Source organism: Vibrio cincinnatiensis, from assembly GCF_022113815.1.
Taxonomy (GTDB): Bacteria; Pseudomonadota; Gammaproteobacteria; order Enterobacterales; family Vibrionaceae; genus Vibrio; species Vibrio cincinnatiensis_A.
On the sequence record NZ_SGOM01000006.1, the window covers coordinates 176,041 to 201,360 of the forward strand.

A 25,320-nucleotide genomic window follows, 5' to 3' on the forward strand; every position below is an offset into this window, starting at 1 on the left:
TATCTTCCAAAATAGTTTTAGTCAAAGGAAAAGGCAAAAAAGTTACTTTCCCCACTCTTATTTATCGTTATTTTACGAGAACGCAATACCGAATGAACGAGGCTCGCCCTCTCACGCCAGAAACAACGGTTCTCTACTCTGCTTGAGATAATATGAGAAGATCCGATATGCTGCCCATAAAACCGCGACAATTGTAAATTAAAATGCAGAATTACCAACTAGTTTTAGCGTCAACCTCACCCTATCGTCAGCAATTGCTGGAAAAACTCTCTATCCCGTTTATCACCGCACAGCCGGATTGTGATGAAACGCCATTAACCAACGAGGCACCAGAACAATTAGTCACTCGCTTAGCCACCAATAAAGCGCTCTCCTGCCCGCTTGACAAGCCCAGCTTGGTGATAGGTTCCGATCAAATTTGTGTTATTGATGGGGAAATTGTTGGCAAGCCCCACCATCGAGAACAGGCTATTGAACAACTACTCAACCAAAGCGGGAGAGCCATCACTTTTTATACCGGGCTTGCACTATACAACTCACTCACCCAAAAAACTCAGGCTATCGTGGATACCTATACCGTTCATTTTCGTCAACTAACGTATGAGCTGGCCGCTCGTTATGTCGATAAAGAGCAACCTTTTTACTGCGCCGGAAGTTTTAAAAGTGAAGGGCTCGGCATTGCACTATTTGAACGACTAGAGGGGGATGACCCCAACACGTTAATCGGCCTACCTTTAATCAAATTAGTCACATTGCTCAATAATGAAGGTGTGTCTGTTCTATAGTCACAAAAATGCGCCACTAGTGTGACTGGCGCATTTTATCCAAAGCTTGCAACAAACGTTTCTCTAATGGTGCATTAATCTCCATTTTTTCGCCCGAGGCTGGGTGCAGAAAGATAATGTTTGCCGCATGTAAAAATAATCGATCAATGCCAAATTGAGCGGTATAAGCATCAAAGCGGCGATCACCATATCGATCATCCCAAGCAATAGGGTGCCCTGTATATTGAGTATGGACACGAATTTGATGCGTTCGTCCAGTAATAGGGCTGGCCTGAATTAAGGTTGCTTGAGGGAATGTTTCAATCACTCGAAACCTTGTTTCTGAAGGTTTTCCGGCTGGATTAACCCGCACAATGCTGTTGACTTCATTTTTTAATAATGGAGCATTCACGACTTTGCATTGTGCCTTCCACTGCCCCATCACTAAGGCAAAGTAATACTTTTGGACAGTTTTCTCTCGAAACTGACTCTGTAATTGGCGCAATGCTGAACGTTTTTTGGCAACCAATAAAATGCCCGAGGTATCTCGGTCGATACGGTGAACCAACTCCAGAAAACGTGCCTGAGGACGCAAGGCTCTCAATGCTTCAATAGCACCAAATTTTAAGCCACTGCCACCATGCACCGCGGTTCCCGAAGGTTTGTTTAATACCAGCAAATGCTCATCTTCATAAAGAATACACGCTTCTAATTCAGCAACCCTATTTAGCTTAGTACTCGGAGCTACGTTCGTTTGTTCTTTTATCTCCATCGTGACGGGAGGAATACGAACCACATCCCCCGCAGCCAGTTTATATTCGGCTTTGATACGCTTTTTGTTAACGCGCACCTCACCTTTGCGTAATATTCGATATATCACACTTTTAGGTAAATTTTTTAATTGGTTACGCAGAAAATTATCAATGCGCTGGCCAGCCATATCATCGTCGATATCGACAAATTGGACTTCAGTTCTGATTTCATTCATATGAGCATTTTAACGGTAATTTGTGGAAAATCACTCTTTTCTTAACTCACTAAAATAACTTTATTGCTGTAACTTTCGAGTTACTTTGTCGAAAATAACAGCAAATCTGGCTTATACCCGATCATCTCTACTCTGTCTTATTGACAAAAAACAATTTTAATCGTCGTTTTCTTCACCACCCTGACTAAAACTGTGACATTTTTGTACAGAGTATGAAAAATTTAAGCGCTTTCTAATAATGCTGATTGCTGAGTTTACCAGTCACTGCTATAGTTCATTGCTGCAACGAATTATAAAGGTTGGGCTTGATGTTTTCCCTTTTTGTTCGCAGCAAAATTGTGAGTAGTTCCGCTAAACATCAATGTGCAGCACACGGCGTAAGACACCATTGATTAAGGCTTTCTTGTTGCCCTACTCCTCGTCTTTTCATGTTGAGTACTCTCCGCCACTATGCGGATCACAGGCAATCGTGTGCTTGTGATGACTGAAGTGCCCTCAGAGCATCCCCTCCAGCCGGGAGGCTGTAACCAATAGCCATGGGATCTGGCACCATGAAAACGAAAAAAAGCAGCAAGAATAATAATCAAAACGAAGAAAAGACAACGAGATTTTAAATGAAAAGAATGTTAATTAACGCAACTCAAAAAGAAGAGTTGCGTGTCGCCTTGGTCGATGGCCAGCGACTGTTCGATCTAGATATCGAAAGTCCTGGGCATGAATCAAAAAAAGCAAATATCTACAAAGGACGTATTACCCGCATTGAACCCAGTCTAGAAGCCGCATTTGTTGATTACGGCGCGGAAAGACACGGATTCCTCCCTCTCAAAGAAATTGCCCGCGAATATTTTCCAGAAGGTTATAGCTATCAAGGCCGTCCTAGCATTAAAGAAGTGCTAAAAGAAGGTCAAGAAGTGATTGTCCAAGTGGAAAAAGAAGAGCGAGGCAGTAAAGGCGCAGCATTAACGACCTTTATTTCCCTTGCTGGTAGCTACTTAGTTCTGATGCCTAATAACCCTCGTGCCGGCGGAATTTCTCGTCGTATTGAAGGTGATGAACGCACAGAGTTAAAAGCCGCTCTTAGTACGCTGGTGCTACCCCAAGGTATGGGCTTAATTGTCCGTACTGCTGGGGTTGGAAAAAGTGCCGAAGAGTTAGAATGGGATTTAAACGTTCTGTTAAACCACTGGAGTGCGATTAAACAAGCCTCTGAATCTAACCCTGCCCCTTTCCTTATTCACCAAGAAAGTAACGTCATTGTCCGTGCTATTCGTGACTATTTACGCCGTGATATTGGTGAAATTCTTATCGATAGCAATACTATTTATGAACGTGCATTAGAGCATATTCGTTTAGTTCGTCCAGATTTCGTCAATCGGGTGAAAAAATACGAAGGGGATGTACCACTATTTAGTCACTTCCAAATTGAAAGCCAAATCGAGTCGGCGTTCCAACGTGAAGTTCGCTTGCCTTCTGGTGGTTCTATTGTTATTGACCCAACAGAAGCATTAACCTCTATTGATATCAACTCCGCTCGAGCAACCAAAGGCGGTGATATTGAAGAAACGGCATTGAACACAAACCTTGAAGCCGCAGATGAAATTGCTCGTCAATTACGCCTGCGTGACCTAGGTGGCTTAGTGGTAATTGACTTTATTGACATGACACCAGTACGCCATCAACGTGAGGTAGAAAATCGACTGCGTGAAGCGGTTCGCCTTGATCGTGCTCGCGTGCAAATTGGCCGAATTTCTCGCTTTGGTCTATTGGAAATGTCACGTCAGCGCCTAAGCCCATCATTAGCAGAAGCGAGCCATCATATTTGTCCTCGTTGTTCTGGCACAGGCGTCATTCGAGATAATGAATCATTAGCGCTGTCTGTGTTGCGTTTAATTGAAGAAGAAGCATTAAAAGATAATACTTCTCAAGTTCTAACCGTTGTGCCCGTTTCGATTGCTTCTTACTTACTGAATGAGAAACGTCGCTCGGTTAACCATATTGAACGTAATCAAGAAGTAAAAATTACAATTGTTCCTAACTCTGATATGGAAACCCCTCACTTTGAAGTGATTCGCGTCCGTGAAGGTGAAGAACAAGATATCCTTTCTTATCTGGTTCCTAAAAAGCTTGAGCAGTTGAAAGAAGCTGAAGGCAAAGAACTCGCCGAAGTGGATGTCAAACCTAAACGTCTTGAAGAGCCCGTATTAAAAGGGTTTGCCGCTCCAGCACAAACGGCCCCAGCGCCAAAACCTAAAGCGGAGCAGCCGACGGCTGATGTCGAAAAATCCTCAAAACCTGGGGTAATCCGTCGTTTATTTAGTGCATTATCCGGGCTATTTAGTCATGATAACGAAGCACCTAAACAAGAAGAGACACCCGTTAAACCGGAGCAAAATAAACCGTCACAACCTCGTCGTGAGCGTAATGATCGTCGTCGTAACAATCCTCGTGACAAAAACAATCGACGCAAAACAAATAGCGAAGAGATTACGACTACCAACAAAGTAGACAAAGACAACGCTCCTCGCAAGCCGCAACAAGAGCGTAAACCCAAGCAAGAGCGTAGTGAACAACCACGTCGCAATAAACGTGATAATGCACAGTCTGCTAAGTTACAAGAGCAAGGTCGCCAATTGGCTGAAGAAGCACTAAAAGATGCTGCTGCTCAGCCAGAAACCGCTGTTAATGTTGAAGCAAAAGAGCAAAAACCAGCTGTAATTAAAGAGCGCCGTCAACGCCGTAAGCTAGAAAAGTCGATTCGAGTGGTGAAAGATCAACCCGTATCAGCCATCGATAACGAGGTCGTTACAACAGCGAACAATACCCCTGTGACAGAACCTGTTGAGCAAGATCCCGCGATTGACACACTGGCTTCGGAAATACTACCAGCAGACAATGGTAATGGAGAGAAAGAAGAGCAGAAACAACGTCGTAATCGTCGTTCTCCTCGTCACCTCCGTGCCAGTGGTCAACGTCGCCGTCGTGGTCGTGATCGCCGTCCTAACCCATTCCGCTTACGTAAAGGTGGGGTTGCTTCACCTGAAATGGCTATGGGTAAAGTGATGCCGCGTTATGATCTGGCTAAACCAGCTCGTGAACAAAATCAAGCGACACTCTCTGTAGTGAAGCCTGCACCTCAACAGTGGGTTGAGCAAACCGGTTCACTAGGTGGCTTCGCTTGCCCAGAAATGGCCATGGGTAAAGTTATTCTGCGTCGTGAACTAGCCGATACTGAGTTTACTGAAAACCAAGAGGAACGAGTAGTCGCTGATACTCAGGCAAAAGCAGAGCCTATTGTTGTAAACAACGAAGCAGTTGAAAGCATCGAGATCGAGACAGGATCAAGCGATAAAAGTGTTGAATCAGTCTTTATAGCAGAAGCTCAACCCGTCACAGCAATTGAAGTAGTCGAGGAAACACCAGAAAGTGATTTACTCCCTGAAGAAGCACCTATCGTCATCAATGAACCTAAGGTAGCTAAAGCCGTTAAACGTAAAGCAGGACATGCATTTGCGCCGATGGCTAAAGCACCGGGAACTCAAGATCTCAAAGAGATTTCAGTTATCGCTGCGCCATTACGTGATGAACGATACCAACCTAAAGGGGCGGGAAGTCAGGCTGCAAAAAATCAAGCAAGCGCTGAGATGGCAAAACCTCAAGCTTTCTAAGATAACGTAACCACGCTCAAGGCTGCCCCACATGGGCAGCCTTTTTCTTTCCGTTTTATATGAGTCGACAAAAAGAAATAAAGGGCTTAGCACTCCATATTCAGTAAAATATTTACTCTTCACCTTCACTTGGATTTCATCTGCCCATGACATGGATTTTTCTTACTCTTTTTGCTGCTTTCATGCAATCTTGGCGTAATGCGTTACAAAGCCAGTTATCTGAAGAGATAAAAACAGCAGGTGTCACTTTAGCTCGTTTTCTCTGGGCTGGCCCATTAGCCATAATCTATCTACTCAGCTTATATGCTATTGCGCCTGTGGAAGCCCCAACATTCTCTCTAACATTTCTAAGCTTGGTGAGTTCAGCTGCCATCATGCAGATTCTTGCTACCGCATTGATGGTCAAACTGTTTAAATATAATAATTATGCCGTTGGGGCAGGCTTAGCCAAAAGTGAAGCTTTGGTTGCGGCTATTTTAGGAATGCTTTTTTTTGGCACTCACCTGAGTTTATTGGGCTGGCTCGGTGTATTTCTAGGAGGAATCGGAGTCTTTCTGATGAGTACACGCGGCAACTTACGCCAGCTATCGTTAACAACTGTAATCTTAGGGCTTAGTAGCGGCAGTGCCTTTGCATTAACGTCTTTATGGGTTCGTGAAGCCAGTTTATCACTCGGGCTCCCCTTTCCTTACAGCGCGGCTTGGGTGCTGCTGTTTGTAATCAGCATACAAACTCTTCTATTGATCGGTTATCTTGCTCTGACAGATAATGCCACCCTCATCCAATTATTTCGCAAGCCTAAAATAACGCTGTTAACCAGCACCAGCAGCTGTATGGGCTCGATTGGTTGGTTTAGTGCAATGTCCTTACAAGCGGTGCCTTATGTCAAAACATTAGGCCAAGTGGAAATCTTTTTTACTTTATTAATCTCAATTTTCTGGCTAAAACAAAAGATCAGAATTAAAGATGGCGTCGGTTTAGTTCTAGTCGCGTTTGCCGCTATCATGGTGATGTGGACAGAATAACGCCAAGGCTTGAAGCTAATCTGGCGTTATTTGACATCCGCTTACATTTTGTTATTTAAGGGGAAAGTGGCTATAGATTTATCTTAAAAGGCATAACTTAAACTCAGCGTACTGTATATTTCATCGTGGCTTTTTCCTTTCGCCACCGTGGTGTTATTAATGTATTCCGTATCAAAAACTAGCGCTAATTTTTCTGCAAGTTTATTCGATAAAGTCCCTTTTAAACTGGTCGTGGTATTGCTGTCACCATAATCGACTCGTGCCGATGCCCCAATTGAAACACTTTGAGTGACTTCACTTTTTGCTTGCACAAAAGCATTAGCTATCCATTCATTATCGCTTCGAGAGCCGTCAACGCTTGTGGACGGTTGACGAACAGAGTGCCGAAAACCGGGGCCAAGCCCCATATCTATTTTGGTGGTCTTTGTGTTTACCAGCGTCGCCCCCAGACCTGTAACTCCCAATGCTTGATGACGATAAGTCGCATACTGATCATGCTCATATTTGCCGTTACCAAACACAAATAAATGCTGACTGACATCATGCTTCACATCATAAATTAATCGATATTTGTTCGTTCCGTCTTCATCGCTATCAGATTTATAGGAATAGAAGGTTGCCATGGCCAACTGCTGACGCCACTGTTCTTGATCATATTTAATGGTTGCCCCAGAGTTGATCGACGAGGTTGAAGTGTTATTTTTTGAATAGATAAAGCCAAGTTTTGCATCCCCACTCCATGGGCTTTTTTCCCCTTCAACATCAGCTAAGGCAAGGCTTGAAGTAAATAAAGTCACAAGTAAAAGATTAATCTTAGTCAATGGAATTCGCCGTCTCATTGTTATCCTTTATAGTTTTGATAAAGGGGCGACTATAGCAAACCCCTTTACACGCTAAGTAAACGTCACGTAAAAATCCAGTCTCTATAAAGCATCTGCCCATAAAAAAAGCCCTTCCATAAATAGAAGGGCTTGTGTATCTGTTTATTGAGATATTTCGTGCTAGCGAAAACCTCTCATTAACTCAGCTTACTTTTTCTTTGCTGGTTTTTGGTCTTCTTTTTTCTTAATGACGGTCGTTCCTTCGAACGTTTCACCTTCAACAAATGGCTTACCGTAGTAAGCTGCAAGAAGTACATCTTTTAGCTCAGAAATTAGTGGGTAACGAGGGTTTGCACCTGTACATTGGTCATCGAACGCTTCAACAGACAGTTCATCAACTTTTGCAAGGAAATCTGCTTCGTTCACACCTGCAGCTTGGATAGATAGTGGAATATCAAGATCTTTCTTCAGCTCTTCCAACCAAGTTAGCAAACGTTCAATTTTCTGTGCAGTACGGTCACCCGCTTGGCTCAAGCCTAAATGGTCGGCAACTTCAGCATAACGACGACGTGCTTGTGGACGGTCGTATTGAGAGAATGCAGTTTGTTTGGTTGGGTTATCGTTCGCATTGTAACGAACCACGTTAGAGATTAGCAATGCATTAGCAAGGCCGTGTGGTAAGTGGAACTCTGCACCAATTTTGTGAGCCATTGAGTGACATACACCCAAGAAAGCATTCGCAAAAGCAACCCCTGCGATTGTCGCAGCATTGTGTACTTTTTCACGAGCAATTGGGTCTGCTGCGCCATTTTTGTAGCTTGAAGGTAAGTACTCTTTTAGCATTTTCAGCGCTTGTAGTGCTTGACCATCAGAGTATTCGTTAGCAAGAACAGAAACATAAGCTTCAAGAGCGTGAGTCACGGCATCGTAGCCACCAAACGCAGTAAGAGACTTAGGCATGTTCATCACAAGGTTCGCATCAACGATAGCCATGTTAGGTGTTAATTCATAATCCGCCAGTGGGTATTTCGCCCCTGTTGCATCATCAGTAACAACAGCAAATGGCGTGACTTCTGAACCAGTACCTGAAGTGGTTGTGATACATACCAATTCTGCTTTTTGACCCATTTTAGGGAATTTGTAAATACGTTTACGAATATCCATAAAGCGCATAGCGAGTTCTTCAAAATGCGTTTCTGGGTGCTCGTACATTACCCACATAATTTTTGCAGCATCCATTGGTGAACCGCCACCAAGAGCAAGGATAACGTCTGGCTGGAAGCTCATCATGGCTTCAGCGCCTTTCTTAACAACAGAAAGTGTTGGATCCGCTTCTACATCAAAGAAAGTTTGTACTTCCATACCTTGTGCTTTTAGCAAGCTAACCACATCATCAGCATAACCGTTATTAAATAGGAAACGGTCAGTAACTAGGAATGCACGTTTTTTACCTTCTAGATCACCAAGGGCAATAGGAAGGCTACCACGACGGAAGTAGATAGATTTAGGAAGTTTATGCCACAACATGTTTTCAGCTCGCTTAGCCACTGTTTTCTTGTTGATTAAGTGCTTAGGACCTACGTTTTCAGAGATAGAGTTACCACCCCAAGAACCACAGCCAAGCGTCAAAGAAGGTGCAACGTTAAAGTTGTAAAGGTCACCGATACCACCATGAGTAGTTGGGATATTTACAAGAATACGTGCTGTTTTTAGACGGTCACCGAAGTAACGGATACGGTCTGCATTCACGTCTTGGTCTGTATATAAGCCAGAAGTGTGACCGATACCGCCAATTTCTACCATTTTCACAGCTTGATCTACTGCGTTTTCAAAAGAAGACGCGCGGAACATGCCCAGTGTTGGAGATAATTTCTCATGAGCGAATTCGTCATCATAAGACACTTCACCGATGCCTTCACCCACAAGAATCTTAGTATCAGCAGGAACTTTCACACCCGCCATTTCAGCGATAGCGGTAGCTGGCTGACCAACGATTTTTGCATTTAGCGCACCGTCGATAAGCAGAACTTTACGTACTTTATCAGCATCAGCTTTGCTTAGAACGTGTGCTTTGTGTGTAGCAAAACGTTCTTTAACTTCTTCATATACTTCATCCATAACAATAACGGCTTGCTCAGAAGCACAAACCACACCGTTATCAAAAGTTTTAGACATAAGAACAGAAGCTACTGCACGTTTGATATCTGCGGTTTCATCGATAACAACAGGTACGTTACCTGCACCCACACCAATCGCAGGTTTACCAGAAGAGTAAGCCGCTTTAACCATACCAGGACCACCGGTCGCCAGAATCAAAGCAATACCATCATGTTTCATCAGTGCGTTAGATAGTTCAACTGAAGGCTCATCAATCCAACCAATAATGTCTTTAGGTGCACCAGCAGCAACTGCCGCATCAAGTACCAATTTCGCCGCAGCATTTGTTGAATTTTTTGCACGTGGGTGCGGAGAAAAGATGATAGCGTTACGAGTCTTCAAAGAGATAAGAGATTTGAAGATAGCAGTAGAGGTTGGGTTAGTGGTAGGCACGATACCACAGATAATACCAACAGGTTCTGCGATAGTCATTGTTCCTAGGTTGTTGTCTTCTTCAAGAATGCCACAGGTTTTTTCGTCTTTGTATTTGTTATAAATAAACTCAGACGCAAAGTGGTTCTTGATTACTTTATCCTCAACGATACCCATGCCAGATTCTGCTACCGCTTGTTGCGCTAGAGGAATACGAGCTTGGTTAGCGGCTAATGATGCGGCGCGGAAAATTTTATCCACTTGCTCTTGAGAGAAAGTGGCAAATTCTGCTTGTGCTGCTTTAACGCGAGCAACGAGAGCATCAAGTTCAGCCAAATTTGTTACAGGCATAATGAATCTCCTAAAAATAGAAAAATGTTAAAAACTCTTTATTAAATCGACCGCTGAATGTTTTTCCACCGTCTTCACAACCGATTTCATGTCTGACTTAGTAAATAGCTTTCACGACTGAGTATAATATTTCACTGTTTGAAAAAAATTGACTCAGATCAGTTATCAAAAAGTAATTACTACTCAAGGGGTAGCTACTAGAAAAAACACCACTTAACCCAATGAATTAAAAGAAAAATAAAACAAAAGATCGAGTGTTCAAAAAACACACTTCACAAATCAAAAAAATAAAAAAACTACAACAATCTGTAAAAAAGTTTCATTTTTAAACAACATTCCCACTTGTGACCAATGTTTTATGTGCTACTTCGAGTATATGTTCTCCCACTTAACTCTCCACTATTCTGTCTGATTTTTCACTAAACTGTGCGGATGTTAACAAACTATCGTCCTCATTCCGTTTATCGTCCACAAATTGCAACAATTTCTTTGCATTTTTCATTAAGCATTAGTTTTCTTAATCATGAGCAAATAAATGCGATAGTTTTTTTTCATTCGTGATTTTGCGCAGATTAACATACATTACGCTGGCTTTATTTCACCCCAATGATCGCCACGAGAATATTTCATGCATCTTGAACTTGCTATTTTTCTTCAGTTTTTTTTAGGACTGGTTGCTGCCGTAAACCCGATAGGCATCATGCCGGTATTTGTTTCTTTGACCAGCCATATGACAGTAGAAGAAAAAAATAAAACCGCCGCTACTGCGAATATTGCTGTTGCTGTCATCTTAATTACAGCGTTACTTGGTGGGCAGGTTCTTTTAGACATGTTTAGCATTTCCCTTGATTCCTTCAGAGTTGCGGGCGGATTACTACTACTTAGCATTGCCTTTTCAATGATGAGCGGAAAACTAGGAGAAGATAAACAGAATAAACAAGAAAAGTCTGAGCACATAAGCCGCGAACAAATTGGTATTGTGCCTATCGCCATGCCTTTAATGGCTGGCCCTGGAGCGATTAGCTCGACGATTGTTTACAGTGCACGCTATCCAGGAATGCTGGATACGTTTGGAATTGCATTAACCATTGCCCTATTTAGCATCAGCTCTTGGTTATTATTTCGCTCAGCCCCTTATATTGTACGAATTCTTGGACAGACAGGAATCAACGTGATCACCCGTATCATGGGGTTAATCTTAGGAGCATTAGGGATTGAATTTATTGCCAATGGCTTACGCAGCCTATTCCCTGGCCTTGCTTAACCTTTGTCAATCTCTCTTCAAATAGAGAAAGCGCCCTAGGGCGCTTTCTCTATTTGAAGGATTACAATATTTAGTGTTTTTCAGTAAGGATGATACGCAATGTTCTACGTAGTGGCTCTGCCGCCCCCCACAAAAGCTGGTCTCCTACGGTAAAGGCATTGAGGAAATCATCTCCCATCGACATTTTACGTAAACGTCCGACTGGAACAGAGAGGGTCCCAGTAACTTTAGCAGGGCTCAGCTCACGAGCGGTAATATCACGCTCATTTGGAATCACTTTCACCCAATCATTGTGAGAAGCGATGATGTCTTCAATTTCATCGAGAGGGACGTTTTGTTTTAGCTTAATGGTCAATGCTTGAGAATGACAACGCATCGCACCAATACGGACGCAGGTTCCATCAATTGGAATCGGAGAATTTTGGAAGCCTAGAATCTTATTCGCTTCAACGCCTGCTTTCCACTCTTCTTTACTTTGTCCATTATCACGTTTCACATCAATCCACGGGATCAGTGAACCCGCTAGAGGCACGCCAAAGTTATCGGTTGGGAAAGATGCTGAACGCATGGTTTCTGCCACTTTCTGATCGATATCCAAAATAGAACTCGAGGGGTTCGCAAGTTCTGAACTCACCGAATCATTGATAACCCCCATTTGTGAAATCAGCTCACGCATATTCTGAGCTCCAGCCCCTGATGCCGCTTGGTAAGTCATAGCACTGGTCCATTCAACCAGTCCTTTTTCGAACAACCCACCTAGCCCCATCAGCATTAAACTTACGGTACAGTTTCCACCAACAAAAGTGTTGGTACCTTGATGAATGCCTTGTTGAATTTGGGTAAAGTTGACTGGATCTAACGTGATGATGGCTTCAGGATCCATCCGTAAGGTGGATGCAGCATCAATCCAATACCCTTTCCATCCAGCTTGACGAAGCGCCGGATAGACTTTTTCTGTATACCCCCCACCTTGGCAAGTAATCACTGCATCTAGTTGCTTCAAACTATCAAGATCAAAAGCATCTTGTAATAATCCCGCCTCTTTGCCAAAGTTAGGCGCGGCAATGCCAATTTGTGATGTACTGTAGAATACCGGTTCGATGAGGTCGAAGTCTTTTTCTTCAACCATACGCTGCATCAGTACCGAGCCAACCATGCCACGCCAACCTACTAAACCTACTCTCATTGCACTAACTCTCCGTGTGTTCAAATAAAAAATCGTTGCCAACATCTATAAGTGGTTCGATCTAAAATCTCAAGGATTTTCTTACGTTAATTCGAGACTTTTCTTTCTATCTACTGTGCTTTATCGCTGTTTCAAGTTCAACCCCTTAAAAAGCTTATCTTTTCTTTTTTTTAGGGTTTGTTAATCAAAACTTTACTTAATTAATGCGTTTTCGTTACACGGAAACACCACACTACAAACCTTTTTATTTCATTGAGTTTGCGAAATACCAACATTTAAGGCTAATTAATAACCACATTGGCGATATAAATCACAACAGTTGGCATTGAATTCGATATATTGTGCCTTTTCATGTAAAGTTCCCCCGAACTGATAAGGATGCCCCATCTCCTTAGTACAATCATCGAACACGAGGTTCTAAAAATGACACAGGCCCCCCTACGCTTACCCAGTTTGCTACAAGTGATTGTTGCACTGGGTCTGTTTTTATTATTGGCTTTTTCGTTTACTGCTAAGTTTGATTTACCCATCCAACTCGCCCTTTATATCGGCTGGTTTATTATCATGGTGCTTGGTATTCGCCTTGGTCACCAATACAAAGAATTAGAAAAAGCTGCGCTCAATGGTATTTCCAATGGATTGGGTGCGGTATTAATCCTTCTTGCGGTTGGTGCTCTTGTCGGCACTTGGATCGCAGGAGGAATTGTTCCAACCATCATTTATTACGGATTAAAAGCGATCCACCCTTCTATTTTCTTGCTGGCGACAATGATCATCTGCTCTTTGACTGCGTTAGCGACAGGAACCTCTTGGGGAGCCGCCGGAACGGCGGGGATTGCAATGATGGGGATAGGACAAGGGCTCGGCGTCCCAGCGCCAGTGACGGCTGGTGCTGTTTTATCTGGGTGTTACTTTGGTGACAAAATGTCTCCCTTGTCAGACTCTGTTATTCTCGCCTCATCCATGTCCAATGTTGAAGTAATGGAACATATTAAAGGTATGCTCCCAATTGCTTTGATTAGCTACATTATTACCGGTTTAATGTTTACTTTATTTGGTTTTCACTACGCAGGTAATGTGGATATGTCTCAGGTTCAGTCGGTTATCAATGCGATGGAAACTCAGTTTTATATCACGCCATACTCTTTTATTCCGGTATTGATAGTTTTGGGCCTCCTAGCCATGCGTATGCCTTCTTTCCCTGTCATTAGTTTTGGTTCCTTGCTTGGTATTATTTGGGCCATCATGATTCAAGATGTCGAATTTCTCCCAGCATTCAACACCGCATGGGCCCCATTTAGTATTTCATCTGGCGTTGATTTCATTGACTCAATCCTCAATCGTGGCGGCATGTCCTCTATGCTTGGTTCGGTTGCCGTCATTATTTTTGGTCTTGGCTTTGGTGGACTGTTAGATAAAGTTGGTGTACTAGAAACCATCGCCAAACTGTTTGAACGCCGAGTGACAAATAGTGGTTCACTGGCCACCAGCACGATCGGAACTGCATTTATGGGTAACGTGTTTGGCTCAGCCATGTACGTTTCGTTGATTCTGACCCCAAAAATTTGTGCCAAAAACTATGACCGCTTAGGTTACCAACGTAAGAACTTGTCACGAAATGCGGAATTTGGTGGCACGCTAACATCAGGGATGGTGCCATGGAGTGATAACGGTATTTACATGGCAAGCATCTTAGGGGTTGCAACCCTTTCTTATGCACCTTTCATGTGGCTCAGCTTTGTCTGTATCATTGTCACAATTTTCACTTCATACATGGGATGGTTTGTAGACAAATGTGAGCCAACCGCTGAAGCCAGTGCTGAAAATACAGGTGAAGAAACAGAGTTACAACGTCAATCGGTTTAACCCTCTTCACTAAATCAAAAAAGGAGCGTTTATCGCTCATTTTCCATTTCATGGGGATTTTATTGATGTTTTCTCGTCAACTGCTCACGTAAATTGGGTGGCGTGCCTTTGATCGTTAAAGTATCCGTTTCAGGGTCGTAAAATACTCGTTCACCCATTAATAAACTATCGAAGCTAATGTTAAGCCCACCACCAGCCCCTACATACTTAGTCAATTTCCTTACGGTTGAACGATCCCCCGGAAAACTTTCTTCCAACTCGTAGCCATGTTCTCGCGTGAATTCAAAAAAACTGGTTCCCTCTTGGCTAGGAGGTAATTCTCCAGAAAGTTCTTTTACCTGAACTTCATCGCCCGATTTGATTTGATCATTACAGTAGTCATACACCTGTTTTTTGTAACTGATGGCCTCTTCTTTCTCCAACTTGGCATCACTACAAAAATCTTCCACTGCTTGCATTAACACAAGATTCTGCTGTTTTGGATCCAACCCAATATCGGCTTGTAAAAAATCCAAGAAAAAATCAGACACTTTACGCCCAACCCGCCCTTTAATGTAGGAGAGGTAGCGGTTAGAGTCTTTATCTGTTTCAAAGCTAGAGAGATCAACCCTTGCGGCAATATCCATCTTGCTGATATCTAAATAATCAGTCGCGCTAATATCTAACCCTTCTGTCACTTTTAAGCTTTGATTTAATGGCAGCAAACCAATAAACAAGAAATGCGTAGACAGCGATTGATACTCTGCTAACACAAGAATACCTTCATCAGCAAATGGGTATTTGATCAGTTCATTTTTTAACCTTTGCGCACTCATCTGAGAAAAGGTGTAAAAATCTTGTTCACCTTTACGCAGAGCGTGCAACCAGCTTTGAACCTCACTGTCGGATTTAAACGAACCAAACCCCTTCCCGGCCTTTGCATTAAAGACACGGTGTAACTCAGCGACTAAGTTTTCGGTAGAAGTATCATTATCAAGAGATTGAGTTCGGTAGTTAACCATTAACTCATCGTTATCGTTTTTACATAGTTGATGCAAAATGACATTGGAAAGGTGCAAACTCATAGTGAAATAATCATCGTACTGGTTTCAGTTGTAAGGCATAGTAGGTTATCATAAGCCGCTTTTACTATCATCTATAGAGTCTTTATGCCAATTACATCGAAATACAGTGACGAAAAAGTTGAAACTATCCTGACCGAAATCGCTGCCGTTCTTGATAAACATAATGCGTCTCCAGAATTAACGCTGATGATCGCAGGCAACATCGCCACAAATGTTCTAAATCACAATGTGGCCAGCTCACAGCGTAAAGTCATTGCAGAGAAGTTTGCTCAGGCATTAACCTCTTCTTTACAGAACTAATTTCATTTACAACACCGGATAAATAGAAAAACCCATGGTAGATAGCGGAAACACATACGGCGAGCGAGTATCACGTTTAGTGAGCTGGGGACATTGGTTTGCTTTCTTTAATATCATTGCAGCCATGCTTATCGGTACACGTTACATCACACAAGCGCCATGGCCAGACACACTTTTAGGGCAATTTTATCTTGCTTTTTCTTGGGTTGGTCACTTCGGTTTCTTAGTGTTTGCGCTCTACCTTCTTATTCTGTTTCCACTCACCTTTCTTATTCCATCACGGATGTTGTTCCGGTTTATTGCGGTTTGTTTTGCCACGTTAGGTTTAACCGTTCTCTTAATTGATACGCAAACCTACCAGACCATCAATTTGCATTTAACACCAGTCGTATGGGAATTGCTGTTCAGCGATGAAAGTAGCGTGAGTACCGATCTACAGCACCTATTTGTCGTTCTCCCTCTGATATTCTTACTGCAATTGGGTTTATCTGAATGGGTATGGCGAAAACAACGTCGGCTTTCTCATAAGCGAGTTGGGCGTCCTTTAGCTGCGGTATTTTTCGTTAGTTTTATCACTAGCCATATTATTTATGTTTGGTCTGATGCCTATTTTTATGCACCCGTTACCAGCCAGAAATCTAACTTTCCTCTGTCCTACCCGATGACAGCTAAATCCTTTATGGAAAAACATGGCTTACTGGATAGAGATGAATACTTAAAACGGTTGGAAGAAAACCAAAATAGTGTCGATCTGGTTAATTATCCTTTAGAAAAAATCGAATTTGGTCGCAGAGCAAATCATTTAAATATTGTGGTTGCCAGCGTCGATAATCTACGTGCAGATGTTGTCACCGAGCAACTCATGCCAAATACTTACCAGTTTGCCAGCAACGCGCTTACTTTTAGTAATCATTTTAGTTCCAGCAATGATATGTATGGCATGTTTGGCTTGTTCTATGGGCTACCCAGCAGCTACGCCAGCAGTATTAAAGTACAAGGTACGTTACCCGTTTTAATTGACGCCTTACAAAATCAGAAATACCAATTTGGTTTATTCAGTAGTGATAATTTTGCAGACCCACTTTTTCAAGAAACGGTCTTTCGAGGCCTGCCTCTAAATCAAGCTCCTTTTGAATCAGAGACCAGCCACGATCAGCAAACCATTCTACGTTGGACACAATGGGTACAAGAACAAAACTCCCCTTGGTTGAGCTTCATAGAACTCACTACGGTTAGTCAATTTAACACCATGGCTAAAAGCGATAAGCAATCAACGACTACCGACAGGCTCCGTAACAGCTATTATGAATCTGTCACTCAGGCTGATCACGAGTTAGCTCAACTCTTTGCTCAACTAGAGTCTTTACAGTTGTTGGATAATACCATTGTTGTCATTACATCTAACCACGGTACCGAATTCAATGAGACCAAAACAAATAGCTGGGGCGCAAACAGTAATTACAGCCGTTACCAGTTACAGGTGCCAATGATTATCTACTGGCCAGGTAAAATTCCCACTACATTTACGCACCGATCCAGCCATTTAGATTTTTCAGTCACTTTATTACAAGATTTACTGGGCGTCTCTTCTAATCCGAATGATTTCAGTAGCGGTAAAAATTTATTTAATGAGAATAAACGACGCTGGATACTCGCGGGGGACTCACGCGAATTAGCCCTTATTACAGAGCAACAAACCACAGTGATAGACAAATTTGGCAACTTCAAGCTGTATGATGAAAACTATCAGCGATTAACCGATGAAAACCCAACACTGCCTATTTTGATGCAAGGGTTGACGGAATTGCAGCGTTTTTATTCAAAAGACAATTAAATCATGACTTTAAGCTTTTTTCAGCTTGACGGTCACGATAAAAATAAGTACATTACGCCCATCGGACTGTAGCGCAGCTTGGTAGCGCACCGTCATGGGGTGTCGGGGGTCGGAGGTTCAAATCCTCTCAGTCCGACCATACACCTAAAAAAGAGAGCTTCGGCTCTCTTTTTTGCTTTTGTCAGAAAAATAATGGCGGCTATTCAAGCCGCCAAATAATTCATCCCCCTCAATATAAACCCAAATAGGGTGATATGAGAGATAGAAAGACTTAAACCCTATTGGGATGGTTTATTATGTGGTCCTCCCAATCGACCACATCAATTTCGTAGACGACTTTATTGCGGACACTTTCACCAGCAGCATGCATCGCCGCTTTAGAACCGGTAATTAGCGGATGCCACTCAGGAAGCGGCTTACTGTCAGCCAGTAATCGATAAGCACACGTCTCTGGTAGCCAGTTAAACTCATCGATCTTATCTCTGGTCAGTTTGAGACACTCTTCCCCAGATTCAAAGCGATTAGGATAATCTTTACAAGCACACGTTTTACTATTTAACCAGCTACAAGCCACATTTGTGTAATAAACGTCATCGCTATCTTCATCCATTAACTTGTGCAAGCAACACTTACCACAACCGTCACACAGCGACTCCCACTCTTCTTCTGTCATCTGTTCTAACGATTTGCTTTGCCAAAATGGAATACTCATAGCACCTTACTTTTATCAGCGTATTTTGGTCAGGTGTTATACCCCTCCCTTTTGGAAACTTCAAGTGATGAGCGGGAATTTCACTGTGTATTATGGTGAGATCTGTTAGGATCGACGACCTGATTATGACGGTGTCTATAAAGGTGAAAAAATGGATTGTCGACTGGGCTGTGGTGCTTGCTGTATTGCACCGAGTATCTCATCTCCTATTCCGGGAATGCCACACGGTAAACCTGCTGGGGTGCGCTGTATTCAACTGAATGACGAAGATTTATGCCAACTGTTTGGAAAACCAGAACGTCCAGCGGTCTGCCACCAATTTAAGCCATGTACCAGCGTTTGCGGAGAAAGCCAACACCAAGCATTACAAAATTTAACTTTTTTGGAACAAAGCACTCAAAAAATACCGTAGCAACAATAAAAAAATGCTACCTAGCTCTATATTTTTCATTCCTCTGACTTTTCAATACTAGCAAAGCAGTAGATTTTCATCGCTTGGGTTATACCCATGAATTTTATAAGGTTAGGAATCATGAATAAATATTATGCTGAAGCGTTTGGTACCTTTTGGCTGGTACTCGGTGGTTGTGGTAGTGCGGTTTTAGCCGCAGGTTTTCCTGAAGTTGGAATTGGCCTACTCGGTGTTGCTCTGGCTTTTGGTTTAACCGTTCTGACGATGGCTTTTGCTATTGGCCATATCTCTGGCTGTCATCTAAACCCTGCGGTGACAGTTGGCCTATGGGTGGGTGGTCGATTCTCAACAAAAGATGTTATCCCTTACATTCTTTCGCAAGTGATTGGTGGAGTCATTGCGGGCGCAGTACTTTATGTAATCGCAACAGGCCAAATGGGGTTCGATGTCGCAGCCTCTGGTTTTGCCGCCAACGGTTTTGGTGAACACTCACCGGGCGGTTACTCAATGACAGCCGCACTGGTCTCTGAAGTGGTTATGACCATGATGTTTTTGATCGTTATCATGGGGGCTACAGATTCCCGTGCTCCACAAGGCTTTGCCCCTATTGCCATTGGTTTATGCCTAACGCTAATCCACTTGATCTCGATTCCTGTCACCAATACATCCGTTAACCCAGCACGGAGTACGGCTGTTGCACTTTTTGTCGGAGATTGGGCAACATCACAGCTGTGGCTGTTCTGGGTCGCACCGATTGTTGGTGCCGCTCTGGGTGCGTTGATCTACAAACAATTATTAGGTCGCCAGTCGGCATAATGCGATTGATGATGTGACTATCTCAAGGCTCCATCATTATGATGGGCCTTGAGAGAAAAGAATTAAAAACCAGAATGAAGTTTTTGTCGCCCCAATAGTGAATGAGAGAGCGTAGTGCCATCCACTAACTCTAATTCTCCCCCCACAGGCACACCATGTGCAATACGGCTGACCGATATTTGGTGTTCATGACATAACTCAGCAATGTAATGTGCCGTTGCTTCTCCTTCTACCGTCGGGTTTGTTGCCAGAATCACCTCGCTGATCCCCCCCTTCTGCAAACGAAAATCCAACACATCTAAACCAATATCACTAGGGCCTATTCCATCGAGTGGGGAAAGGTGCCCCATGAGCACAAAATAGCGACCAGAATATTGTCCCGTCGCTTCTAAAGCAGCAATATCGGCAGGACTTTCCACCACACAAAGTTGGCCATTTTCTTGTCGTTTCGCATTACGGCAAATATGACAGACTTCTTCCTCGGTAAAGGTACGACACTCGCTACAGTGGCCAATTTCAACCATTGCTTGGCTAAGGGCATCGGCAAGCTGTAAACCACCTTTTCTATCTCGCTGTAACAAATGAAAGGCCATACGCTGCGCTGACTTGGGGCCAACCCCAGGCAGGCAACGTAAGGCCTCCATCAAATGCTCCAGCATATGACTGCTACGCATTATGAATACTCAAGTTTAAAATGGCATTTTCATACCTGGAGGAAGCTGCATTCCACCGGTAATGGCTGACATTTTTTCTTTCTGAGTCTCTTCAATTCGACGAGATGCATCATTAAAAGCGGCTGCGATCAGATCTTCCAGCATCTCTTTATCGTCTTCCATCAAGCTTTCATCAATTTCGACACGACGTACACTATGGCTACCCGTTACGGTAATTTTAACCAAGCCAGCACCAGATTCACCGGTGATCTCCATATTCGCGACTTCTTCTTGTAGCTTTTGCATACGTTCTTGCATTTGTTGGGCTTGCTTCATTAAGTTGCCCATACCGCCTTTACCAAACATAATTATCTCTCTGGTTTTTCTTCAATCGTTTTAAATAAATGGGGGTAAAATCAATCAATCTCAACCCCACTCGTTAAATAGGTCGAACGCTTTGTTTATCAAACTCTGCATTAAAACGACGCTCAATAAATTGCACGTTCGGGTCTTGTGTTAGGCTCTCTATCGCAAAAGAAAGTTTTTGTTGGTACAGACGCTCTCTTAACTCTAGTGGGGTTTCCCCCTCTTCTCCGATTGTCACAGTTAAATGACACTCTTCTCCCAGTTGATCATTAATGGCTTGTAGCAGCTCACTTTGTGCTTTATCTGTATTGAGATGAGCATGAGAAGGTCGTAAGGTTAATGCTATGGAAGAACCTTGTTTTTTGTATGTTGAATTTAAAGCCAATTGCTCAACTAATTTTGCGGTTTCTAGCCGCTGTATCAATGCAGCCCATTCATTGAGTTGTACAGACTCTGTAATCAATTTTCCAACCATTTCAGGCGTTTTCTCATGCTCTAACGCTTGCTTGATCTGAGTTGGCGTTAGGTCATTGCTCAGCAAGGGAGCTGGCTCTATATCACCGGAGGGGCGCCATTGATACATTTGTTCATCGGGTTGTGCTGGTTCTGGAGCTTGAATACTCGGCGACATCGGCATCGCTGTCGATTGGCTACGTTGGGCCACTCGCTCTAATACCGACTGTGGTTTTGCTGATGTCGCACTAGGCTTTTTTGGCGCACTCCCTTTCGGAGTAAGTCCCTTACGCTGAGAACGCAGTTGATGCCGCAACCCAACAACCGGGGAGGTGGAATTCGATATCGTGCTCGCAGCGACTGGCTCCGATTCTTGTGTCACATTATCTTCAACTGACGGTGATGCTTGAGTTGACGGAACGTTAGGTTCGGATACGATTTGAGGCACTGAAGAAACCGAAGGCGTCACGTTCGGTACTGATGATGAGGCCTGGGTATCCATCGAACTTTGAGAGACCAGTGAATTAACACCAGAAACGTGTGAAGGTCGAAAAGCCATCATTCGTAATACAGTCATCTCAATACCAATTCGCGCAGTCGGAGCCAATGGAAGATCTTCTCGCCCTTTTAACGCAATTTGATAATAGAGTTGTACATCCTGAGGGGCCAATGAATGTGCCAACCCACTGATTTTTTCTGCATCAGGCAGTGACTTATCAACGCTAGATGGCAAAGCTTGACACATAGCAATACGATGTAATTGCGCAGCACATTGTTGCAACAACCCGTCCCAATCGACCCCATTATGAGCAAGCGACTCGATACAGCTCATGGCCGTCTGTGGTTGTTTACTGCTGATTGCCTGCAATAAGGTTAATGCTTGGTCAGTATCTAGTGTGCCCAGCATATGGGCCACCGTATCATAATGTACATGGCCATTGCCGAGTGCAATGGCTTGATCTGTCAAGCTTAATGCATCACGCATACTACCATCAGCTGCATGAGCAATAAGTGACAGAGCTTTAGACTCTCGCTCAACCTGTTCAGCTTGAAGAATATGCTCAAGTTGCTGTTGAATATTTTCAACCGTGATCGGTTTTAAATGAAACTGTAAACAACGGGATAAAATCGTGACTGGCAACTTCTGTGGATCCGTCGTTGCCAGCAAAAATTTCACATATTCAGGTGGCTCTTCTAGCGTTTTGAGTAACGCATTGAAGCTATGACGAGACAGCATATGAACTTCATCAATCAGATAAACCTTAAAACGGCCTCGGGCAGGTTTGTATTGAACATTATCTAGTAAGTCACGGGTATCTTCTACTTTCGTTCGGGAAGCAGCGTCAATTTCCAATAAATCAACAAATCGACCTTGGTCAATTTCTTTACACGTTGTACATTGCCCACACGGTGCCGAGGTGATCCCGGTTTCGCAGTTCAACCCTTTAGCAAACAAACGCCCAATGGTTGTTTTACCGACCCCTCGCGTACCACTAAATAAGTAAGCGTGATGAAGTCGATTTTGCGTTAAAGCATTTTCTAGAGCAGTTAATACATGCGCTTGGCCGACAACTTCTTTAAATTTAGTGGGACGCCATTTTCGCGCTAAGGCTAGATAACTCATGAAACCTTCCGTTTTGGCTATTTAGTGGCCTTCAAATTCACAAATACTGAAAACATGTAAACCTAAACGTTCAAGACGCTTATCACCACCAATTTCGGGTAAATTAATCACAAAAGCAGCATGTTCAACATCACCACCAAGCTGGCGAATGAGCTTAGTCGTGGCTTCAATAGTTCCGCCAGTCGCAAGTAGATCATCCACGACCAATACTTTGTCACCCGGTTGAATGGCATCAACATGAATTTCCAAAGTATCAGTACCATATTCTAATTCATAAGACTGAGCGAGCGTCTCTCTCGGTAACTTCCCTGGCTTACGAACAGGAACAAATCCCACTCCTAGCTCTAATGCCAGTGGCGCACCAAATAAAAAGCCACGGGCTTCTGTTCCGACGACTTTATCAAATCCCATCGGCTGATACTTTTCAACCAGTAGCTGAATGGTGGCTTGATAGGCTTTGGCATCTTCCAATAAGCTGGTGACATCACGAAATAAAATGCCTGGCTTTGGGTAGTCTTGGATACTCTTGATGCTTGATTTAATAAAAGAGAGAGTTTCGGTTGTCATAACTAAATTAACTTCGATTGGCTCACCACAGCTTAGGCTACTGGTAAGAATTAGAGTTCTATGCACATTCACGGATATGCATACTAAAAAACAAAGGCCCACTCGAAGAGTGGGCATACTTCCCCATAATGCTAGTGATTTTCTGATTGATTAGCAACTAACTCATACGTGGGTAAACGCACAAACCAAGCAATCAGGACTACAAGCGCAATAAATAGCAGAATTTTTAACCACAAATGGGGCACAATGACAATAGAAAAGGTAAAGCTGGCAAGAATAAATACACTACCACGTCGTTTTACTTGCTTAGAAACCGCCCTATGTTGCTGCCAGTTCGCTAATATTGGACCAAACAGGGGATGATGATGTAACCAGTGATAAAACTTAGGGCTCCCACGAAGAAAACAAGCACTGGCTAAAAGGATAAAGGGGGTAGTTGGAAGAAGTGGTAAAACAATACCCAAAATACCAAGGCAAAGGCTTAGCCCACCAACAATATTAAGAATCCAATGTCGAATATTGATGATGGACCTCACTTATACCTAAAATCCTGAATATCCGTTAGCAACACGAATCCACGTTAATAACGCAGGTAAGGTTGGGATCAGGAGAGCGGCGATAAAACCTAAAAAATAAAATACATTATAGGGTTCTTTAAATACTTTGTCTGCCATCGATATCCGTCTCTTTCTTTATCTCTATCACAAGATTTTGTTGCGATTAGGTAACCTATTTGTTAGGCAAATTACTCGTCAGCACTATACCGGAAATCAAGAAAGACAAACACAGACAAACTATAGGGTTAACCATTCCCGCGGAAATTGGGGGAAATTTTCACATCACCATCGCTAACTTTGGATACTTTGATAAATATCCAAAGTAAAACTACTCGACCCGAGGCAATTCACTGAAATTTGACAACCTCTATGAATGGAGAGGTCCTTGGTGATAAAATTTTTCAAACAGTTTTCCCCAAGTTTAGTGCCCGAAGGAATAGAGTGCATAATGTAACCATTTGACCACTGACAAGCTAAACCAGCGGGGAGCAGTGACACTGAACCGTCCGTTAAGTCGGCTAAGCCAAATAAAGCCGAGATGGAAGTGCTCCCTTCAGAGCATTCAATCCCTCGTTCAAAAATACCAGCTAAATCTTTCAAATCGGCACTGAGGCTGCGCAAATTGCGTAAATAATCATTAAATAATGCACGAATCAATAAGGTACTGGCGACGCCTAACTCTTCATCACTCGATGAGTCAATGATATAAAAAATAAACTGCCCATCCATCAGCCATGCATAATCAAAGACCAATGGCATCACATCGGTTGACTGTAACAATCGATAGCTGCATTTCCAAATTCCTTGGGCTGTGTCGTTTTCTGGTAACAATGCTTGTAAAAGCTCCTTGGCCGTATTTGGGTTTTCTCTCAAGTATTCTAAATGCCAATGGAGCTCTTGTTCTTCTGGTATTTCACCACCGCCATCCACTCGAAACCATTGGCTAGCAAAATCTCGTTGGTCACACAAATGGTGGGTTGCATCTTCTAGAGTGCTTTTGATCGCACAACGTAAATATTCGTGATTACCAATCGGTTTTGGTAAAAAATCTTTGATTCCATAGCGAAGTGCTTTGGCTATTTCTGCCATTTCATCCGTTGCAGAAACGACGATCAACGGTAATGACGGGTATTCAAGGCTGACTTCTTCAACAAATTCAATACCGTTTAAAACCGGCATCGATAAATCACACAAAACCAGATCGGGTTCATTGCTACGTAATTTTCTCAGCCCATCAAGGCCATCTTCCGCTTCAACAACTTTATATCCCTGAGCAGAAAGATAACCGCTGGTAACCCGTCTAAAAATAGGATCATCATCCACCAGCATAATCAACGTATCCTGTTCCGGTGGTTTTTCTGATCGCTGGTTCTCTCTAATATAGTTTTTATACATAGCACCGACCCTACTATGTGGTTACTTACCCTGTTCGATCTCACTTCCGACAGTCTGTAACCCGTAATGTTATTTTTTTGATGATTGTGAATGGTCATTTCCCCAATA

Annotated in this window: 22 protein-coding genes and 1 tRNA gene; 10 read left to right on the forward strand and 13 right to left on the reverse strand. The window is 43.0% G+C overall.

The genetic code is table 11. From position 1 onward, the window contains the following. Positions 1-203: 203 nt before the first annotated feature. Entirely contained in the window at positions 204-785 is a 582-nt protein-coding gene (locus tag EXA13_RS09810; RefSeq protein ID WP_238133011.1) for a Maf family protein, read from the forward strand. Between the two features lie 16 nt (positions 786-801). On the opposite strand, the gene rluC is transcribed toward EXA13_RS09810, so the two are convergent. Continuing rightward, on the reverse strand, positions 802-1,752 hold the full coding sequence (gene rluC / locus EXA13_RS09815) for a 23S rRNA pseudouridine(955/2504/2580) synthase RluC (protein WP_238133012.1): 951 nt from the start codon (positions 1,750-1,752) through the stop codon (positions 802-804). A 614-nt stretch (positions 1,753-2,366) separates the two neighbouring features. Between rluC and rne the strand changes: the two genes are divergently transcribed. Together rne and EXA13_RS09825 are read left to right on the forward strand one after the other, a co-directional pair. Next, positions 2,367-5,417, forward strand: coding sequence for a ribonuclease E (gene rne, locus EXA13_RS09820; RefSeq protein WP_238133013.1), 3,051 nt, complete (start codon positions 2,367-2,369; stop codon positions 5,415-5,417). Positions 5,418-5,563: 146 nt separating this feature from the next. After that, positions 5,564-6,442: a DMT family transporter gene (locus tag EXA13_RS09825; protein ID WP_238133014.1), complete on the forward strand. Its 879-nt coding sequence runs from the start codon at positions 5,564-5,566 to the stop codon at positions 6,440-6,442. A gap of 83 nt (positions 6,443-6,525) precedes the next feature. Here EXA13_RS09825 and EXA13_RS09830 read toward each other — a convergent pair whose 3' ends face one another. After that, on the reverse strand, positions 6,526-7,281 hold the full coding sequence (locus EXA13_RS09830; protein WP_238133015.1) for a DUF481 domain-containing protein: 756 nt from the start codon (positions 7,279-7,281) through the stop codon (positions 6,526-6,528). Positions 7,282-7,470: 189 nt separating this feature from the next. Further along, the gene (adhE, locus tag EXA13_RS09835; RefSeq protein WP_238133016.1) at positions 7,471-10,143 is read right to left on the reverse strand and encodes a bifunctional acetaldehyde-CoA/alcohol dehydrogenase; all 2,673 of its coding nucleotides are present in this window, start codon (positions 10,141-10,143) and stop codon (positions 7,471-7,473) included. A gap of 628 nt (positions 10,144-10,771) precedes the next feature. Here adhE and EXA13_RS09840 point away from each other — a divergent pair. Further along, positions 10,772-11,407 (forward strand): YchE family NAAT transporter, encoded by a 636-nt coding sequence (locus tag EXA13_RS09840; protein WP_238133017.1) that lies wholly within the window; start codon positions 10,772-10,774, stop codon positions 11,405-11,407. Positions 11,408-11,477: 70 nt separating this feature from the next. Here EXA13_RS09840 and asd read toward each other — a convergent pair whose 3' ends face one another. Continuing rightward, on the reverse strand, positions 11,478-12,593 hold the full coding sequence (gene asd / locus EXA13_RS09845) for an aspartate-semialdehyde dehydrogenase (protein ID WP_238133018.1): 1,116 nt from the start codon (positions 12,591-12,593) through the stop codon (positions 11,478-11,480). A gap of 423 nt (positions 12,594-13,016) precedes the next feature. On the opposite strand from asd, the gene nhaC reads away from it, so the two are divergent. Continuing rightward, entirely contained in the window at positions 13,017-14,459 is a 1,443-nt protein-coding gene (nhaC, locus tag EXA13_RS09850) for a Na+/H+ antiporter NhaC (RefSeq protein WP_238133019.1), read from the forward strand. A 59-nt stretch (positions 14,460-14,518) separates the two neighbouring features. Here the strand turns inward: nhaC and yejK are convergent, their stop codons facing one another. Next, positions 14,519-15,523 carry a nucleoid-associated protein YejK gene (gene yejK / locus EXA13_RS09855; RefSeq protein ID WP_238133020.1) on the reverse strand — a complete coding sequence of 335 codons (1,005 nt, stop codon included), beginning with the start codon at positions 15,521-15,523 and terminating at the stop codon, positions 14,519-14,521. Positions 15,524-15,607: 84 nt separating this feature from the next. Here yejK and EXA13_RS09860 point away from each other — a divergent pair, with 84 nt between their 5' ends. The 3 genes from EXA13_RS09860 (at position 15,608) to EXA13_RS09870 (ending at position 17,796) form a co-directional block, all read left to right on the forward strand. Next, positions 15,608-15,823: a YejL family protein gene (locus EXA13_RS09860; protein WP_238133021.1), complete on the forward strand. Its 216-nt coding sequence runs from the start codon at positions 15,608-15,610 to the stop codon at positions 15,821-15,823. A gap of 34 nt (positions 15,824-15,857) precedes the next feature. Next, positions 15,858-17,657, forward strand: a complete 1,800-nt coding sequence (locus EXA13_RS09865) for a DUF3413 domain-containing protein (RefSeq protein WP_238133022.1) — start codon at positions 15,858-15,860, stop codon at positions 17,655-17,657. 62 nt (positions 17,658-17,719) lie between these two features. Beyond that, positions 17,720-17,796, forward strand: a tRNA-Pro gene (locus EXA13_RS09870). 132 nt (positions 17,797-17,928) lie between these two features. Here the strand turns inward: EXA13_RS09870 and EXA13_RS09875 are convergent. Continuing rightward, positions 17,929-18,369 (reverse strand): YcgN family cysteine cluster protein, encoded by a 441-nt coding sequence (locus EXA13_RS09875; protein WP_238133023.1) that lies wholly within the window; start codon positions 18,367-18,369, stop codon positions 17,929-17,931. Positions 18,370-18,520: 151 nt separating this feature from the next. Between EXA13_RS09875 and EXA13_RS09880 the strand changes: the two genes are divergently transcribed. Together EXA13_RS09880 and aqpZ are read left to right on the forward strand one after the other, a co-directional pair. Beyond that, positions 18,521-18,781, forward strand: coding sequence for a YkgJ family cysteine cluster protein (locus EXA13_RS09880; RefSeq protein ID WP_238133024.1), 261 nt, complete (start codon positions 18,521-18,523; stop codon positions 18,779-18,781). Positions 18,782-18,901: 120 nt separating this feature from the next. After that, a complete protein-coding gene (aqpZ, locus tag EXA13_RS09885; RefSeq protein WP_154115446.1) occupies positions 18,902-19,597 on the forward strand; it encodes an aquaporin Z in 696 nt (231 codons plus the stop codon). A gap of 62 nt (positions 19,598-19,659) precedes the next feature. Here the strand turns inward: aqpZ and recR are convergent, their stop codons facing one another. The 7 genes from recR to EXA13_RS09915 all read right to left on the reverse strand — a co-directional run bounded on the left by recR (position 19,660) and on the right by EXA13_RS09915 (position 25,212). Next, positions 19,660-20,271: a recombination mediator RecR gene (gene recR / locus EXA13_RS09890; protein ID WP_238133025.1), complete on the reverse strand. Its 612-nt coding sequence runs from the start codon at positions 20,269-20,271 to the stop codon at positions 19,660-19,662. A gap of 15 nt (positions 20,272-20,286) precedes the next feature. After that, positions 20,287-20,616 (reverse strand): YbaB/EbfC family nucleoid-associated protein, encoded by a 330-nt coding sequence (locus EXA13_RS09895; RefSeq protein ID WP_099611362.1) that lies wholly within the window; start codon positions 20,614-20,616, stop codon positions 20,287-20,289. Positions 20,617-20,689: 73 nt separating this feature from the next. Further along, complete coding sequence (dnaX, locus tag EXA13_RS09900; RefSeq protein WP_238133026.1) at positions 20,690-22,693, reverse strand: DNA polymerase III subunit gamma/tau; 2,004 nt, start codon at positions 22,691-22,693, stop codon at positions 20,690-20,692. Between the two features lie 21 nt (positions 22,694-22,714). Beyond that, positions 22,715-23,260: an adenine phosphoribosyltransferase gene (apt, locus tag EXA13_RS09905; protein ID WP_238133027.1), complete on the reverse strand. Its 546-nt coding sequence runs from the start codon at positions 23,258-23,260 to the stop codon at positions 22,715-22,717. A gap of 131 nt (positions 23,261-23,391) precedes the next feature. After that, complete coding sequence (locus EXA13_RS09910; RefSeq protein ID WP_238133028.1) at positions 23,392-23,796, reverse strand: YbaN family protein; 405 nt, start codon at positions 23,794-23,796, stop codon at positions 23,392-23,394. Positions 23,797-23,802: 6 nt separating this feature from the next. Next, positions 23,803-23,934, reverse strand: coding sequence for a hypothetical protein (locus EXA13_RS16820; protein WP_269136912.1), 132 nt, complete (start codon positions 23,932-23,934; stop codon positions 23,803-23,805). 174 nt (positions 23,935-24,108) lie between these two features. Continuing rightward, positions 24,109-25,212, reverse strand: a complete 1,104-nt coding sequence (locus EXA13_RS09915) for a response regulator (protein ID WP_238133029.1) — start codon at positions 25,210-25,212, stop codon at positions 24,109-24,111. Between the last annotated feature and the right edge of the window lie 108 nt (positions 25,213-25,320).